The following is a 16,425-nucleotide window of genomic DNA, read 5'->3' as shown; positions in this document are numbered from 1 at the left end:
TACGGATGTGGGGGCGGCTGGGGGGCATCTCGCCTCGCGATTGAGCAGGCGTCAGCTCAGATGCCCGCGCCCGCGATGCCGCAGTTGGCACCGGACGATAGCAGCATCTCTCGTGCGGCTTTATCCCGGCCCTACCTCTCACGACGGCTGCCCGGTCTTCTCGGGCTCGACGTAGAGGATCTTGGCCTTCATGTGGGCGCGCGCCTGGGCGGCGATCCACGTCAGGGTGCCCGCCAGGAGAGCGGCGGCGAACGCCCGGGGGTTGAACAGCGTCGTGTCCTTGAAGGCCGCGACGAAGATGAACAGGACCAGCAACTGCGCCGTGTACAGCATCAGTCCCATGGCCTGGAACAGGTGCGGAAGCGATTTCGCGGTGCGCTGCAGAACGTAGAGGCCGATTCCCATGAAGAGGATCACCACCAGCGTTCCGACGACCGCGCCGAGAGCCCCCTTGCCACCCGCGACCACACCGCTGACAACGGCGGCGAGTACGCCGACGGCGGCCGTGGGTACGGCGGCCTGGGCCAGGTTCCGGGCGTCATTGGACGGCATGGCGGCAACTCCGCTTTCACAGGGGGGCAGGTGTCGTCATGGACGAGCGTAGTCCCGGTCGGAGGGGCGAAAACCTCACGCCGACCTCACGCCAATGGACCATCGCACTTGGGTCCTTCGGCTCTGTCCGGGGTTCTCGTGAACCGTATCACAAACTATTTGATGAGGTCTTTACCTGGTAGGTGTGCCAGCTGTCACACATGAGAGTGAACGTGCCCGTCCGAGCGAAAACCGAGCCGTTGTGTCTGGTATTGGGGGTCTTTGATCCCCCACGACTTGGCAATGCTCTAGTCAGATTCTTACCTTGGCAGGGTCAGCGGGAGGTCTCGGAAGTGCGCCGATCCAGGAAGCGCGAACGGGCTCCTATGGCGGTCGCGCCGTTGGCCGGGGCGGACACCGGAGAGCGGTACTCGTCGCTTTCCGGCTTCTCGACGGCCGCCGCCGGCTGCGGGGATCCCGCCTCCGGCGCCTCGGCCGCCTCGGCCGCCAGGGCGGACCGGCGGCGCCGGTAGCGGGGCGGCACGACGGCCTGCGCCCACATCGGGGCGCGCGGGGTGAACCGCGGCAGCAGGAGCAGCGCCAGGCCGATCGCGCTGAGGAACACCACCCCGAGCACGATCCACATGGACGCGGAGTTCACCGAGTAGGCCAGCGCCCCGAAGCCGATCAGCGCCGACCAGAAGTACATGATCAGCACGGCCCGGCTGTGCGAGTGGCCGATCTCCAGCAGCCGGTGGTGCAGGTGGCCCCGGTCGGCGGCGAACGGCGACTGGCCGCGCCAGGTGCGCCGCACGATGGCGAGGACCAGGTCGGCGGCCGGCACCGCGATGATCGTCAGCGGCAGCAGCAGCGGGATGTAGACCGGCACCATCTGGTGGACGGTGTTGCGCTCGGACCCGGCGAACAGGTTCATCACGTCCGGGTCGACCTGGCCCGTGACGGAGATCGCACCGGCGGCCAGCACCAGGCCGATCAGCATCGAGCCGGAGTCGCCCATGAAGATCCGCGCGGGATGCATGTTGTGCGGCAGGAAGCCCAGGCACATGCCCATCAGGATCGCCGAGAACAGCGTGGCCGGGGCGGCGGCCTCGATGCCGTACGAGTACCAGATCCGGTAGGCGTACATGAAGAACGCCGCGGCGGCGATGCACACCATGCCGGAGGCCAGGCCGTCCAGGCCGTCGACGAAGTTCACCGCGTTGATGGTGATGACCACGAGGGCCACCGTCAGCAGGGTGCCCTGCCACGGGGTGAGCGCCACCGTGCCGACGCCCGGGATGGGCAGCCACAGGATCGTCAGACCCTGCATGACCATGACGCCCGCGGCGATCATCTGACCGCCCAGCTTGATCAGGGCGTCGATCTCGAACTTGTCGTCGAGCACGCCGATCAGCCAGATCAGCGCCGCACCGCTCAAAAGGGCCCGGGGCTCGTTCGACTTCGCGAAGACCTCGTTGAGGTTGGTCATGTGGTCCGCGACCAGCAGACCCGCGCACAGGCCGAAGAACATCGCGATCCCGCCGAGCCGCGGAGTGGGTTCTCGGTGCACGTCACGTGCCCGGATCTCCGGCATGGCCCCGGCCACGATCGCGAACTTCCGTACCGGCCCTGTCAGCAGATACGTCACCGCGGCCGTGATGCAGAGCGTCAGCAGGTATTCACGCACGGGCTTCCCCACAGGTCTCGCTGGCCATCACAGCCCCACACCCTAGCGAGGGACGCATATGCATGGGGACTTCCGGGTAGCGAAGATGGTTGCACGGGTGGCTGTGAGCCGGACATAAGACAGTCTTCACCAGGTTCGTTACGACCCTCCGCCTACCCCGTCCCAGCCGGGATACGGCGGAAACCCGGCCGTGAGCCCGCGCACCTCCGCCCGCACGCGCGCCCCGTCCGCCCCGCCGCGCAGCACGGCGCCGAGGAGGGCCGCGATCCGGGTCATCTCCGGCTCCCCCATGCCCTGGGTGGTCACGGCGGCGGTGCCCAGGCGCAGCCCGCGGGCGTCGCCGTGCGGCAGGGCGCAGCAGTCCAGCACGATCCCGGCCGCGGCCAGCCGGCCCCGGGCGGCCCGCCCGTCCACGCCGAGCGGCAGCGGGTCGGCCGTGATCAGATGCGTGTCCGTGCCGCCCGTGGTCACCGCCAGCCCCTGGTCGGCCAGCGCGGCCGCGAGAACCCGCGCGTTGGCGACCACCTGATGGGCGTACCCGGTGAACGCCGGTGTTGCCGCCTCCCCGAACGCGACCGCCTTCGCGGCGATGGTGTGCAGCTGCGCGCCGCCCTGGGTGAACGGGAACACGGCCCGGTCGAGCCGCTCGGCCAGCTCCGGCGATCCGCACAGCAGCATCCCGCCACGGGGGCCGCGCAGCACCTTGTGGGTGGTCGCGCACACGACGTCGGCGTACGGCACCGGGTTGGGTGCCGCTCCCCCGGCGACCAGCCCGATGGGGTGCGCGGCGTCGGCGATCAGATACGCGCCCACCTCGTCGGCGACGGCGCGGAAGAAGGCGTAGTCGATGTGGCGGGGGTAGGCGATGGAACCGCACACGATCGCCTTGGGCCGGTGGCCGCGGGCCAGCGCCCGCACCTGGTCGTAGTCGATGAGCCCGCTCTCGGCGTCCACCCCGTACCCGACGAAGTCGAACCAGCGGCCGGAGAAGTTGGCCGGCGACCCGTGGGTGAGATGACCGCCGTAGGGCAGCCCCAGGGCGAGGACGGTGTCGCCGGGGCGCAGCAGGGCGGCGTAGGCGGCCAGCACGGCGGAGGACCCGGAGTGGGACTGCACATTGGCGTGCGCGGCGCCGAAGAGGGCCTTGGCCCGGTCCACGGCGAGCCGCTCGGCGACGTCCACGATCTCGCAGCCGCCGTGGTAGCGGGCGCCCGGGTAGCCCTCGGCATACTTGTTGGCGAGCGGTGAGCCGAGCGCGGCCAGCACGGCCCGGGAGGTGAAGTTCTCGGCGGCGATCAGCTGCAGCGACGTCGACTGCCGGGTCAGCTCCCCCAGCAGGATCTCCGCCAGCTCCGGGTCCTGCCGCCGCAGCAGCGGACCGGCCTCATCGAGGGTAGGGGTGACCGGCATGACGGGCTCCGGGCGGTCGACGGTGACGTAGGTCCAATGTAGGCCCGGGGTGCGTGGGGTGCGCGGTGTGTGCGGCGCCTCGGGCTACATCCGTGCCGGGACGCCGGTGAGCGCCGTGACGACCGGGTCCAGCGCCTCGTGTATCTCGTCCCCGATGGACTGGAAGAACGGCAGCGGGGCGCCGTACGGGTCGTACACCTCGTCGGCCTCGGCCGTGGGCGCGAGGAGCCAGCCGCGCAGCGCCGCCGCCGCGCGGACCAGGGCGCGGGCGCGGATCACCACGCCCTCGGTGAGCGGCGGCAGGGTCGCCGGGTCTATCGCGCGGACCAGACGGGTGAACTCCTTCAGGGTGAAGGTGCGCAGGCCCGCCGAGTGGCCCATGGAGATGACCTGGGCGCGGTGGTCACGGGTGGCGGTCAGCACCAGGTCGGCGCGGATGACGTGCTCGTCGAGCAGCTCCCGCCCCACGAACCCGGTCGGGTCCGCGCCGAAGTCGGCCAGCACGGCCTCCGCGTTGGCCTCCATGGGGGCGCCCTCGTGGCCCCAGGTGCCCGCGCTCTCCACGATCAGCCCGCCGCCGAGAAAGGTGCCGAGCCGGTCCGTCACGAGATGGCGGGTCAGCCGCTCGGTGATCGGCGAGCGGCACACGTTGCCGGTGCTGACATGGAGGATCCGGAAGCTGTCACGAGGCAGCCCCACGAACGTCGTCGTGATCTCCGCCGCGCTCTCCCCGTTGCCTATGCCACGCCCCGCGTCAGGGGCTGTCAATTCGCCACCTCGAGGTCGGGTACGACCTTCCGCAGCTCCTCCGCCGAGATCGCGCCGGCGCGCAGCAGCAGCGGCACCTCGCGGGTGACGTCGACGATGGACGAGGGCACGTTGCCCGGGGTCGGGCCGCCGTCGAGGTACACGGAGACGGAGTCGCCGAGCATCTCCTGCGCCGCGTCACAGGTCTCCGGGGACGGGTGGCCGGTGAGGTTGGCGGAGGAGACGGCCATCGGGCCGACCTCGGTGAGCAGCTCGATGGCGACCGGGTGCAGGGGCATGCGGACGGCGACCGTGCCCCGGGTGTCGCCGAGGTCCCACTGCAGGGACGGCTGGTGCTTGGCGACCAGGGTGAGGGCGCCCGGCCAGAACGCGTCGACGAGCTCCCAGGCCATCTCCGAGAAGTCGGTGACGAGACCGTGGAGCGTGTTCGGGGAGCCGATCAGCACGGGGGTGGGCATGTTGCGGCCCCGGCCCTTGGCGTCGAGCAGGTCGGCGACCGCCTCCGAGGTGAACGCGTCGGCGCCGATGCCGTACACCGTGTCGGTGGGCAGCACCACCAGTTCGCCCCGGCGGACGGCGGACGCGGCCTCGCGCAGACCCGTCACGCGGTCGGTCGCGTCATTGGTGTCGTATCGCCGTGCCATGTCTAGCGGGCCTCCTCGTACACGAAGTACACGTACTTCCGGGACATCCGGTTCCGGGGATTCCGGGACTTGCGGCAAACAGTCTGGGGGGTGCTCACGGCAGCGCCTTGCGCGCGGTCGCGAAGCGGGGGCGCTTGTTGAGGTCCGGGTGGTCGGCCGCGTCGGCCCAGCCCCGCTCCTCGGTGAAGATCCACGGCACCTGGCCGCCCTGGGTGTCGGCGTGCTCGATGACGACGACACCGCCCGGGCGCAGCAGCCGGTGCGCGGTGCGTTCGATGCCCCGGATGAGGTCCAGGCCGTCCTCGCCGGAGAACAGGGCCAGCTCCGGGTCGTAGTCGCGGGCCTCGGGGGCGACGTACTCCCACTCGGTGAGCGGGATGTACGGCGGGTTGGAGATCACCAGGTCGACATGGCCGTCGAGGTCGTGGAAGGCGTCCAGGGCGTCTCCCTGGCGCAGGTCGACCCTGGAGCCCGCCACGTTCTTGCGGGTCCACTGGAGCGCCTCCTCGGACAGCTCCACGGCGTGCACGCTGGACCGCGGGACCTCCTGGGCGAGGGCGAGCGCGATGGCGCCGGAGCCGGTGCACAGGTCGACGATGCACGGTTCGACCACGTCCATCGCGCGCACCGCGTCTATGGCCCAGCCGACCACCGACTCGGTCTCCGGCCGGGGCACGAACACGCCAGGGCCCACCTGGAGTTCGAGATACCGGAAATATGCCCGCCCGGTGATGTGCTGGAGCGGCTCGCGCTGCTCGCGGCGGGCGATGGCCTCCCAGTAGCGGGCGTCGAAGTCGGAGTCCTGCACGGTGTGCAGCGCGCCCCGCTTCACGCCGTGCACGAACGCGGCGAGCTCCTCCGCGTCGTTGCGCGGCGAGGGCACGCCGGCGTCGGCCAGCCGCTGGGCGGCCTGGGCCACCTCGGCGAGCAGCAGGTTCACGCTGGTCCTCCGTGTAGTAACTCGTACCTCTTATGCAGCTGCCAGCTTCGCGGCCGAGTCCGCGTCGACGCAGGCCTGGATCACCGCGTCGAGGTCGCCGTCCAGGACCTGGTCCAGGTTGTACGCCTTGAAGCCGACACGGTGGTCCGAGAGGCGATTCTCCGGGAAGTTGTACGTGCGGATCTTCTCGGAGCGGTCGACGGTGCGGACCTGGCTGCGGCGGGCGTCGGCGGCTTCCTTCTCCGCCTCCTCCTGCGCCGCGGCGAGCAGCCTGGAGCGCAGGATACGCAAGGCCTGCTCCTTGTTCTGCAGCTGGCTCTTCTCGTTCTGGCAGGAGGCCACGACTCCGGTGGGCAGGTGCGTGATGCGCACCGCGGAGTCGGTGGTGTTGACGGACTGCCCGCCGGGCCCGGAGGACCGGTAGACGTCGATCCGCAGGTCGTTCGGGTTGATCTCGACGTCGACCTCCTCGGCCTCCGGCGTGACCAGGACACCGGCCGCGGACGTGTGGATCCGGCCCTGCGACTCGGTCGCCGGCACGCGCTGCACGCGGTGCACACCGCCCTCGTACTTCAGCCGCGCCCAGACGCCCTGCCCGGGCTCCGTGGCGCCCTGGCCGCCCTTGGTCTTCACGGCGACCTGGACGTCCTTGTAGCCGCCGAGCTCGGACTCGGTGGAGTCGATGATCTCGGTCTTCCAGCCGACGCGCTCGGCGTACCGCAGGTACATGCGCAGCAGGTCACCGGCGAACAGCGCGGACTCGTCACCGCCCGCCCCCGCCTTGATCTCCAGGATGACGTCCTTGTCGTCGGACGGGTCCCGGGGCACGAGCAGCAGCCGCAGCTTCTCGGTCAGCTCGTCGCGCTGCTTGTCCAGCTCCTTGACCTCGGCGGCGAAGTCGGGGTCGTCGGCGGCCAGTTCACGCGCGGTCTCGATGTCGTCGCCGGTCTGCTTCCAGGAGCGGAACGTGGCGACGATCGGGGTGAGCTCGGCGTAGCGCTTGTTCAGCTTGCGCGCGTTGGCCTGGTCGGCGTGGACCGACGGGTCGGCGAGCTTCTTCTCCAGGTCTGCGTGCTCGACGACGAGTTCCTCGACGGCCTCGAACATGTTGGGCTCCTGATACTGCTACTGCGACGGAAGGGAAGGCGGGCGACCAAAAACGCCGGTCCCGGGCACACCCCTCACGGGGGCGTGGCCGTGGACCGGCGAAAGAGGGCTCGCTACTTCTTGGAGCCGGCGGCAGCCTTGCCGAAGCGGGCCTCGAAGCGGGCCACACGGCCACCGGTGTCGAGGATCTTCTGCTTGCCCGTGTAGAACGGGTGGCACTCGGAGCAGACCTCAGCACGGATGGTGCCGGACTGGATGGTGCTGCGAGTCGTGAACGACGCGCCACAGGTGCAGCTGACCTGCGTCTCGACGTACTCGGGGTGGATGTCGCGCTTCAAGGGATTCTCCTAGATTTCGGGAGGGCACCGGGTCGCCTTCGCGGGCTTGCGGGGCGTGAACCGGGGCCGACGTATCAGTCTGCCAGGACTGACCGCATCCCCCAAAACCGAGGGGTGCGGTGATCTATTCCCCGCGGGCCGGCGGGGGCTCGTCGCGCGGCCGGACTACGACGTCACGACGCCCTTGGCCTGGCCCGTCGCCGTGCCCTTCGTCGCCGACGCCGGGATCGGCTCGTCGTTCTTCAGCGCCTTCCAGACCTGCTTGGCCTTGGCCTCGGCGACGATCACCCGGTTCGGGTTGGACGGGTCGTACTCGACCGGCATGGTGACCATGCGCATGTTCTTGGCGCTGATGGACTTCAGGCCGTTCGCGAAGTCGATCAGGGAGTTCACCGAGCCCAGGTCGGAGTCGGTGGTGACAGTCCTGGTCGCGGTGTCGGCCAGGTCGTACAGCTTCTTGGGGCTGGTGAAGATGCCCACCTGCTTGACCTGGTTGATCAGGGCCTTCACGAACGCCTGCTGGAGCTGGATGCGGCCCAGGTCGGAGCCGTCGCCGACGCCGTGCCGGGTGCGGACCAGACCGAGCGCCTGCCGGCCGGTGAGCGTGTGGGTGCCGGCCTTGAGGTCGAGGTGGCTCTCCCGGTCGTCGATGGCCTTGGTGGTGGTGACCTCGACCCCGCCGAGCTCGTCGACGAGCTTCTCGAAGCCGGAGAAGTCGACCTCCAGGTAGTGGTCCATCCGGATGCCGGTGATCGACTCGACCGTCTTGACCGCGCAGGCCGCGCCGCCCGTGGAGTAGGCGGAGTTGAACATCACGCCGGTCGCGGCGGAGTGCTTGACGCCCTGCGCGTCGGTGCAGGACGGGCGGTCGATCAGGGTGTCCCGGGGGACGGAGACCACGCTGGCCTTCTTGTGGCCCTCGTAGACGTGGATGATCATCGCCGTGTCGGAGCGGGCGCTGCCGTCGTCCGCGCCGCCGCCGAGCTTCTTGTTGGCGCCGGACCGCGAGTCCGAGCCGAGGACCAGGATGTTCTCGGAGCCGTTGTCGACCTTGGTGGGGCGGTCGCTGCCGAGCGCCTGGTTGATGTCGACGGTCTTCAGGTTGCCGTTGAGCTTGAAGTACAGGTACCCGACGCCGGTGCCGCCCAGCACGAGGATGCCCGCCGCCGTCCAGGCCGTGACGAGAAGCGCCCTGCGGCCCGCCCCTCGGGGCTTGCGGTGGTTCGTGGCCTTCGTGCCGGGCCCGGGTATGCCCGGACCGGGTGTGCTCTCCGCGGACATGGGCTCCTCTGTTCTCCTGCGACTGCTCGGTACCCCCTGCTTTCAGGGTCAGGTCCGGCGTACCCGGATCATCGGCACGTACCGGACCATCGTCGCTCCGCCTGGTCAGACGGCGAAACTCGGGAAAGGGTTGCACAACGCAGCGTGCCCACCGCGTGGAGCGATGGGCACACTGAGTGATCGGGAGTCATCGGGCAAGTGGGGCGAACCCCCGCTCACCAGCCATGTCAGCCGAAGATGTCGTACTGCTGGAAACCGGTACCGAGCGACTTCCTTGTGCCGAAGATCTCACTGGTCCCCTTGCCGGTGCCCGGGTAGAGGTACAGCGTGCCGCCGGTCGTACGGGCCAGCAGGTCGGCCTTGCCGTCGCCGGTCATGTCGCCGACCGCGGCGAGGGTGTTGAAGCCGGTCCAGGCGGAGCGGACCTTCACCCGGGCCGAGAAGAGGCCGGTGCCGGCCTTGCCGGTGCCCTTGTACAGGTACAGGTCGCCGCCGGTGCTCTTGCGGGCCAGCAGGTCGGCCTTGCCGTCGCCGTTGAAGTCGCCGACGCCGCGCAGCTGGTTGTACTGGCTCCAGCCGCTGCCGATCCTGACGCGGGCGCCGAAGGTGCCGTTGCCCTTGCCCGGGTACAGCCACAGCACCCCGCTGGAGTCCTCGGAGAGGACGTCCGGCAGGTAGTCACCGGTGAGGTCGCCGGGGATCACGATGGCCTTGCGGGTCTTCCAGTTGGTGAAGAGCTTCGTCGTGGTCCAGGTGCCCTTGGTCCGGTCGCTGTTCAGCACGACGTGGTCCCAGTAGACGTTGCCGCTGGAGGCCACCCGGTAGACGAGGTCCTGGTAGCCGTCGCGGTCGAGGTCGGCCTGCAGGATGACGTTGACGCCGCTGAAGTCGCCCCAGGAGACGCGGGAGGCGAGCGAGCTGCCCTTGGAGTCCAGCTCGTAGCCGACCTTGGTGGACGACTTGCGGGCGAACAGGTCGGCCTTGCCGTCGACGACCTTGTTGAACTGGCTCAGGTTGGTGTCGGTGATCTGCGCGTAGGCGGCACCGACATAGGTGCTGACCTTCGTGAAGACGCTGTAGGAGCCGCTCACGACGCACTCCGTGGTGCCGTCCGTGACACCCCAGGAGACCACGCCCACGATCCGGCCGCCGACGACCAGCGGGCCGCCGGAGTCACCGTTGCAGGTGGTGGTGGAGCCGGTGTCGGAGCCGGTGGCGGGCTTGCCGGCGCAGACCATGTGGGTCTTGGTGTACAGACTGCCGAAGTAGCCCGAGCAGGTGCTGTCGGACTGCATCGGCAGGGTGGCGGTCTTCAGGGTCGGGGAGATGTCGTCCGAGGTGGAGCTGGTACGGCCCCAGCCGTAGACCTTGGCACTCGTGCCGGCCTTGTAGGAGGCCGTGTCGGTGCTGGTCGTCAGCCTGATCGGAGTGGCCTTGACCGGGACGTCCAGGGTGAGCACGGCGATGTCGTTGTTGATCGTCGTCGGGCTGAACGAGGGGTGGTTCCACTGGCGCGCCACGCCGGTGAGGGTGCCGCCGTGCACACCGGTGCTGTCGGGCAGGCTCGCGGTGCCGGTGATGACCGTGCCGTAGGCGGCCCAGTTGTAGGCCTTGCCGTTCTCGTCCTTGACGCAGTGCGCGGCGGTGAGGATCTTCGTCGGCGAGACGACCGTGCCGCCGCAGAAGAAGCTGATGTCGGTGCCGTCGTACCAGAGCTGGGCCATCCAGGGCGCCGAGGAGATGGTGGTCGTACTGCCACCGATGATCTTCGGCGAGACGGCGGAACCGCTGCTCGACGTCTTCGTCGTGGTGGACTTGGCGTTGACGGCGGCGACGGCGTCGGTGACGCGCTGCTTCAGCGTGGCCTGCGACGGCGTGCTGACGACCGGCTTGACCGTGGGCACCGGCTGGGTGGCCGCGCTGGCGGACGTCGAGATCAGTGCGGCCGTGACGGCGGCGGCGATTCCGGCCGCGGCCACGGGCAGAGCGAAACGTATCCGGCGTCTGTGACGACCGCTCCCGGACGTGGGTGTACCCACCTAAGTCCCCCCTCGGGATCAGGAGTTCGTGAATCGGTCAATTGACCGAAGGGCGTGATCGTACATCGCAGAAGGAAACGCGAAGGGCCGCCCCCCGCGTCTTGCGGGGGGCGGCCTTTTTCTTTGCTCCGGGATGACCGGGGCTACGCGTCCGCAGTGCCGTCGTTCACCGGGCGGACATGCCGAACCGCAGTCCGGCGGCCGGAAGTCCGCCCGTACCCGGGGCGTAGGTGGTGACCGGCTGCGCGGTGCCTCCGGTCACGTTCGCCCACGGCATCGCGTAGAGGGAGCCATAGGCACCCGGTCCGTAGGGCATGCCGATGTAGAGGCCGGCCCGCGTGCCGTGCAGGCTGGTGCCCACCGCGTGCGCGGCGGTCGGGGTTCCCGGCATGCCGGTACCGTTGCCGGCCTCGATCCACCGGTCGGCGACGCCCGGCGCGCTGTACAGACCGAAGACGTGCACCGCGCCCGCGTCGGCGACGGTGCCGATGTCCTCGCCCGGGACGCCGACGGCCATCACCAGGCTCGCGTCGGTCACGGTCGACGCCGGGTCCCGGTTGGCGAGGGTGACCTGGGCGCCCATGCGGTCGCCGGCCTCGGGTGCTCCGGAGACGTCGTCGGGCGACTGGTCGTAGCCGCTGTTGACCTCCGAGATCCCGAAGACCTTGTCCACCCTGACCACGACGGCACGTCCGGCGTCGGCCTTGTTCGCCCCTCCGTAGGTGAGGTCCTCACCCGGGACGCCGATGCCGATGTACGTGGCCCGGATCGGCCACGGGAGGCCCCTGTAGTACAGGGCTTGAGCGGCCGAGACCGACGCACCGAACTGGTCCCCCGCCTCGGCCTGGTCGCTGATGTACGGGCTGACCTCGTCGACGGATCCCGCATGGGCCGGGACGCCGCTGTCGTTCAGTTCATGGGTCATCACGTCGACCTGACCCGCCACCGCCTCGGACGCGTTCGGGCCGGGGGTGGCCACAAGGCCCTCGCCCGGTATGCCGACCACTACGTACTCGGGGCTCGCGGCCACGGAGGACCCGTACTTGTCACCCGCCTCCAGCGTTCCCGCCACGCCCGAACTGCCCTGGACCAGGGTCCGGTTGACGCTGCCGCGCAGATAGAAGACGGCACCTGTGTCCGCCTTGCCGTCGATGTCCTCACCGGGGACCCCGATGACCAGGTACGGCTCCTGGTCGAGCGTGAGGCCGGCGGCGACGGCGGCGCCCATGCGGTCGCCGGACTCCGAGGACGCGGCGAGGATGCCCTCGGCGCCCGTGCCCTGTTCGAGGTGGAGTGCCGCCTTGCCGGTACCGAGACCGCCGGAGGCCCCGTAGATCACGTCCACGGTGCCGGCGTCCGTCGCGCTGCCGACGTCCTCTCGGGAGGTGCCGACGACCAGGTCGGTGCAGCCGTCCTTGTTGTAGTCGACGGTGGCGAGGGAGTCGCCGAAGTAGTCGTTCGGCTCGGCGTCGCCGGGCACCGAGGCGAGGTCCTGGTTCAGCTCGGACGTGCCCTTGCCACCGCCGTGGACGACCCGGACGAGGCCCGCCTTGGCGTCACCGCCGACGGTCGCCTCGGGGTCGGCGACGGCCATGTCCTCCTTCTTGTCGCAGTTGAAGTCGCTGCCGGTCGTCGCCGGCTGAACGGTGGCGCCGAGCGCCTGGGCGACGTCGATGCGAGGCGTGTCGGCGCCCGTGTAGGAGACGGTCTTTCCGCTGTTCTCCAGCCGTGCCTCCAGGTTCGCGACGCTGTCGTTCGGGAACGCCTGCCGCAGGATCGCGAGCGCGCCGGCCACATGCGGCGCGGCCATGGAGGTGCCGCTCTTCGAGGCGTACCCGTCCCCCGGAACCGAGGAGACGATGCTCGTACCGGGAGCGAGGAGATCCAGCAGCGGGCCGCGGTTGGTGAACGCGGACAGCTGGTCGTCGTCGGTGGTGGCACCCACCGTGATCGCTGAGGGAACGCAGCCGGGGGCGCTCACCGCGTCGGTGTACCCGCTGTTGCCGGCCGCGACCACGGTGGCGACCCCGGCGGCGAGCAGGCTGTCGATGGCTGCCTTGCGCGCGTCGTTCTCGCAGGCGGAGGCGTACCGGCCGGCACCCAGGCTCAGGTTCGCCGCCACCACCGGTGTCCCGGACTGCCGCAGTTGCAGCACCTTCTCCAGGGCGGCCAGTTGGGAACTGGTGAAACTGCCCACGCACGGTGCGGCGCCGGGGCCGCAGTAGTCCTCGGAGTCGAACTTGCTGAACACCTGGAGGGCGACGATGTTCGCACCCGGGGCGACACCGCGCTTGGGGGCTCCGGTGATGCCCTCGCCGTTGCCTGCGATGATGCCGGCCACGTGTGTCCCGTGGTCGCACTCGGTGATGGTCGCGCAGGGGCCGGTCCCGGAGTCGGCCGAGCCCGTCCCCTCCTGGTGGTCGGTCCCGTCAGGACACAGGCTGGTGGCGCCGAGGTCGGGGTCGGTCGTCGAGAAGCACGCCTCGGAGATGACCCGGTCCTTGAGGAACGGGTGATGGGTGGCGATCCCGGTGTCCAGGACGGCCACCACGCTGCCCGCACCGGTCAGGCCCTGTGCGTAGGCCTGGTCGGCGCCGATGATCGGGACGCTCTCGTCCAGTGACGGCCGCGCCGGGACGTCCTCCGTGACACTGACCACACCCGGCTGGGCGGCCAGCTGGTCCAGCCCGCCGCGGTCGACCTTGAGGGTGACGACCGGCAGGGTCTTGAACGACTGCACCGTCTCACCGGCCGACGCCGCGGCGGAGAGGTCCGTGCGGTTCCCGGTGACGACGTTGACGCGGGCGATGCCGCCGGACGAGGTCGCGTCGTACAGCGGCGGATCGATCGGATCACCGGTCGCCGCGGCCGCCGCGGCACTGTCTGGCACAGCGGCCTGGGCCGGAACGGCGCCGAGAGTCAAGGCCGTCACCACGGTGACGACCGTGGTCCATAGGGGTTTATTCACTGAAACTCCGGTGGGAAGCGGGCATGGCTGAGCCCGCTGACGCGTATGCGGGAAAGAGCGAGGAGCCGAGCGCGAAATGGCCGGACGGCGAAAGGTTCCGTCGTCCGGCCAGACCGCTCGTGGGCGTGATCGGTCAGAAGGCAGTACTGCGGATCACGTGGCGTTGGCGCCGTTCTTCGGGTTGCCCTTCAGACCCACGGCCTTGTAGTAGATGTACGCGTAGCTGTAGCAATCGGGCCGGCTCAGGATGAAGTACGCCTTGCAGCTGTAGGTCTTCATCGTGGTGTGGAAGGCGTTGTCGACGTTCGACTTCTTGCTGCGGTCGAGGTAGTACTTGTAGCCCTTGTACGTGTTGCCGATCAGGCCGTAGCCGTAGTCGTGCATGTCGCACGCGCTCCGGAAGTTGAAGCCGCCCGGCTTGCTGATGTTGGGCCCCGGGGTACTGCAACCGTCGTTGTTGATGCCCACGACCCAGTTGCCGGTCGGCGTCTGCTTCCACAGCGGCTTGTGCCAGCCGTAGTGCGCGGCCCACGCGGCGCAGCCGTCCTCCAGGTACCACAGCCAGTCCGTCGCGCGGTTGCAGTGGCGGGGGTAGGCCTCCGGGTCGGAGATCTCCCCGCTGGTGAAGTCCGTGGCCGGCGGGGCGGTGGCGGCGGCGTTGGTGATGTCGGCCGCACCGTGGAAGGTCGACTCGGCGGTGGGACGCGCGGGGCCGTCGTTCTCGACGTTCGGGGCGGCCGAGTCACCCGGGAAGGTCAGCTCCCAGGCACCGTTGGACGGCGAGGTGACGTCGGACACCCGCCCGGTGGAGTCGTAGGCGTACGACGCGACCGGCTCGGCGGCCTCGACCGGGTTGACCACGGAACGCAGCAGGCCCGAGGCGTCGTAGGAGTACCGCGCGAGCGTCTGCGTGGTGGTGCCGACGGTGAGGCTGATCTCCTTGGCGCGGCCCGCGAACTCACCGAGAGTCGTGCCGGTCGCCGTGGTGGCGGCCGAGTACTTGACCGACAGCGACTGCTCAGGGGTGTCCCCGGCGGCGGCCTCCTTGACGGTGGAGATGCGGCCCTGGGCGTCGTAGCCGGCGGTGGAGAGGCTGCCGTCGGCGACGTTGCCGACGCCGGTGACGCGCCAGGTGTCGGTAGCCCCGGTGATCTGCTTCCACGTGTAGGTGGGGGTCAGGGTGGCGATGCCGACGGCAGCGCCGGCGTCGGTGTCGGCGGACTGGTCCGCGTCCACGGTCGACGCGGGCGCGCCGATGACCTCGGCGGCGGTGGACACCAGGGTGCCGGCCGCCTCGTCGAACCTGGTGGTCACGGTGAGCTTGCCGCCCGCGGTGGTCGCGTACTTCTGGACTCCGCCGCCGCTCGGGAAGTCGACGCTGCTCGTCAGCGCGTAGGTGATCGGGACGTTCGCGTCGAGGTCGGTGACGACGACGGAGTCGGCCTTCTGCTCCAGCTTGCGGTTGAGCTGGCCGCCCATGAACTCGGCTTCCCAGCCCGGACCGAAGACGCCCATCTCCGGGCGGGAGGCGGGTGCGGACTCCGGCTTGGCGACACCGCCCGCTTGGGCGTTGACCGTGTGGCTGCGGCTCATGAGGCCTGCTGCCACATCCGTCTCGTAGATCTCGAAGGACTTGTCCGCGGTCGAGTAGACCCCGGGACCGACCTGTTCGGTTTCGCCTTCCGCCAGCGGCGGATCGACGACCGTGGCCGCCAGGGCGAGCGACGTGCCCGCAGGCGCCGCCCCCGCAATCTCCTGTGGGAGCAGCAGGGACAAGGACAGCGCGGCGAATACGGGTATCGCAATTCTGCGCACGAGTTCCCCCCTCGTGTAGCAAAGCGTGAATTACCTGAATGATCACCGCGGACACTAGATCAACTCCGATCACTTCCACAAGCATCAGAAACGGAATACAAAATCCCGCTTCCCATGGACGGGTAAAGCGGCGCCTATTGACCGAGAAAAGCCCGTGTAAATGAGTACGCGTACTCATGCGCAGCGTGGAGTGGCGACTGGAGACTGCGCGCATGACACCCATCGCTGCCCCCATCAGCGCGTTCGCCCACCGCCGGCGCGTCATCGTGGCCGCCGCCCTCGCCGCACTGGCACTAACCGGCTGCGGCGGCAACGGCTTGAGTGGCAACGCCTCGAGCGACAGCGGGAGTGCCACACGGTCGACTCCCGAGCAGGCGGCGTTCGCGGCGATGCTCGACAAGGTCGCGCGGCCGTGTTCCTCGACCACCGAGTCCGCATCCGGACCCACGGAAGAGGAACCGACCGGTCCGGAAGGGGGGGAGCAGACCCTCGCCCCTGGCGAGACTCCCCCGGCTGAACCGATCGAGCCCGGCGCCCCCACAGAGGCTCAACTCAGCGACCGGGACCGGTGTGCGAGTGTCCAGCACGAACAGCGCATCATCCAGGCGTTGCAGGCGGTCCCGGACCCCACCCCCGCCAAGGTTCGCAAGAGCCTGAACGGCCTCGGCTACATCGACGAGCGCATCCACGGCCTCCAGCAGGACGGCAAGGTCACGCGCTTCTACCTCGACCTGCGCGAGAAGGGCGGCCGACTCTGCGAGGCGGGTACGGCGGCGGGCGAGGAAACGGATGTCACCCCGTGTACAGCGCCCGCCACCGGATCGTTCGCAGTCAAGAAGCTGTTGTCCGACGGGACGTGACCGCCCGCCTTCCACCGAGACCGGATTCCGGCCGCAC

Annotated in this window: 13 protein-coding genes; 1 reads left to right on the top strand and 12 read right to left on the bottom strand. The window is 69.7% G+C overall.

The window, feature by feature from the left end; translation table 11 throughout:
• Window positions 1-138: 138 nt before the first annotated feature.
• The 12 genes from ACIPSJ_RS13810 to ACIPSJ_RS13755 form a co-directional block, all read right to left on the bottom strand.
• A complete protein-coding gene (locus tag ACIPSJ_RS13810) occupies window positions 139-552 on the bottom strand; it encodes a hypothetical protein (RefSeq protein ID WP_355721034.1) in 414 nt (137 codons plus the stop codon).
• Between the two features lie 313 nt (window positions 553-865).
• Entirely contained in the window at window positions 866-2,218 is a 1,353-nt protein-coding gene (locus ACIPSJ_RS13805) for an MraY family glycosyltransferase (protein WP_401345692.1), read from the bottom strand.
• Between the two features lie 138 nt (window positions 2,219-2,356).
• A complete protein-coding gene (gene glyA, locus ACIPSJ_RS13800) occupies window positions 2,357-3,628 on the bottom strand; it encodes a serine hydroxymethyltransferase (protein WP_359220716.1) in 1,272 nt (423 codons plus the stop codon).
• Window positions 3,629-3,712: 84 nt separating this feature from the next.
• Window positions 3,713-4,396 carry a protein-tyrosine-phosphatase gene (locus tag ACIPSJ_RS13795; RefSeq protein WP_355721041.1) on the bottom strand — a complete coding sequence of 228 codons (684 nt, stop codon included), beginning with the start codon at window positions 4,394-4,396 and terminating at the stop codon, window positions 3,713-3,715.
• The gene (locus tag ACIPSJ_RS13790) at window positions 4,393-5,040 is read right to left on the bottom strand and encodes an L-threonylcarbamoyladenylate synthase (protein ID WP_217555092.1); all 648 of its coding nucleotides are present in this window, start codon (window positions 5,038-5,040) and stop codon (window positions 4,393-4,395) included. Before ACIPSJ_RS13790 ends, ACIPSJ_RS13795 begins: the two co-directional genes overlap by 4 nt.
• 94 nt (window positions 5,041-5,134) lie before the next feature.
• Window positions 5,135-5,980, bottom strand: a complete 846-nt coding sequence (prmC, locus tag ACIPSJ_RS13785; RefSeq protein ID WP_355721044.1) for a peptide chain release factor N(5)-glutamine methyltransferase — start codon at window positions 5,978-5,980, stop codon at window positions 5,135-5,137.
• A 30-nt stretch (window positions 5,981-6,010) separates the two neighbouring features.
• Window positions 6,011-7,087 carry a peptide chain release factor 1 gene (gene prfA, locus ACIPSJ_RS13780; protein WP_359220722.1) on the bottom strand — a complete coding sequence of 359 codons (1,077 nt, stop codon included), beginning with the start codon at window positions 7,085-7,087 and terminating at the stop codon, window positions 6,011-6,013.
• Window positions 7,088-7,200: 113 nt separating this feature from the next.
• Window positions 7,201-7,425, bottom strand: a complete 225-nt coding sequence (rpmE, locus tag ACIPSJ_RS13775; RefSeq protein WP_030672379.1) for a 50S ribosomal protein L31 — start codon at window positions 7,423-7,425, stop codon at window positions 7,201-7,203.
• Window positions 7,426-7,590: 165 nt separating this feature from the next.
• Entirely contained in the window at window positions 7,591-8,706 is a 1,116-nt protein-coding gene (locus tag ACIPSJ_RS13770; protein WP_401345689.1) for an LCP family protein, read from the bottom strand.
• 227 nt (window positions 8,707-8,933) lie between these two features.
• Window positions 8,934-10,685 (bottom strand): trypsin-like serine protease, encoded by a 1,752-nt coding sequence (locus ACIPSJ_RS13765; RefSeq protein ID WP_401345687.1) that lies wholly within the window; start codon window positions 10,683-10,685, stop codon window positions 8,934-8,936.
• 226 nt (window positions 10,686-10,911) lie between these two features.
• On the bottom strand, window positions 10,912-13,680 hold the full coding sequence (locus ACIPSJ_RS13760; RefSeq protein ID WP_401345686.1) for a S8 family peptidase: 2,769 nt from the start codon (window positions 13,678-13,680) through the stop codon (window positions 10,912-10,914).
• Window positions 13,681-13,866: 186 nt separating this feature from the next.
• On the bottom strand, window positions 13,867-15,528 hold the full coding sequence (locus tag ACIPSJ_RS13755; RefSeq protein WP_359220731.1) for a phospholipase A2: 1,662 nt from the start codon (window positions 15,526-15,528) through the stop codon (window positions 13,867-13,869).
• Window positions 15,529-15,704: 176 nt separating this feature from the next.
• Here ACIPSJ_RS13755 and ACIPSJ_RS13750 point away from each other — a divergent pair, with 176 nt between their 5' ends.
• A complete protein-coding gene (locus ACIPSJ_RS13750) occupies window positions 15,705-16,388 on the top strand; it encodes a hypothetical protein (RefSeq protein WP_401345684.1) in 684 nt (227 codons plus the stop codon).
• The last annotated feature ends 37 nt before the right edge of the window (window positions 16,389-16,425 follow it).

The sequence above is a fragment of the Streptomyces sp. NPDC090088 genome (genome assembly GCF_044747345.1).
Classification (GTDB): Bacteria; Actinomycetota; Actinomycetes; order Streptomycetales; family Streptomycetaceae; genus Streptomyces.
The sequence above is the reverse complement of the archived record's forward strand: the minus strand, read 5'-3'. Positions and strand labels throughout refer to the sequence as shown.

Excerpts from the sequence above, each read along its gene's own strand:
- ACIPSJ_RS13770 (WP_401345689.1), bottom strand. The coding sequence starts at position 8,706 with ATGTCCGCGGAGAGCACACCCGGTCCGGGCATACCCGGGCCCGGCACG.
- ACIPSJ_RS13810 (WP_355721034.1), bottom strand. The coding sequence starts at position 552 with ATGCCGTCCAATGACGCCCGGAACCTGGCCCAGGCCGCCGTACCCACG.
- prfA (WP_359220722.1), bottom strand. The coding sequence starts at position 7,087 with ATGTTCGAGGCCGTCGAGGAACTCGTCGTCGAGCACGCAGACCTGGAG.
- ACIPSJ_RS13790 (WP_217555092.1), bottom strand. The coding sequence starts at position 5,040 with ATGGCACGGCGATACGACACCAATGACGCGACCGACCGCGTGACGGGT.
- glyA (WP_359220716.1), bottom strand. The coding sequence starts at position 3,628 with ATGCCGGTCACCCCTACCCTCGATGAGGCCGGTCCGCTGCTGCGGCGG.
- ACIPSJ_RS13750 (WP_401345684.1), top strand. The coding sequence starts at position 15,705 with ATGCGCAGCGTGGAGTGGCGACTGGAGACTGCGCGCATGACACCCATC.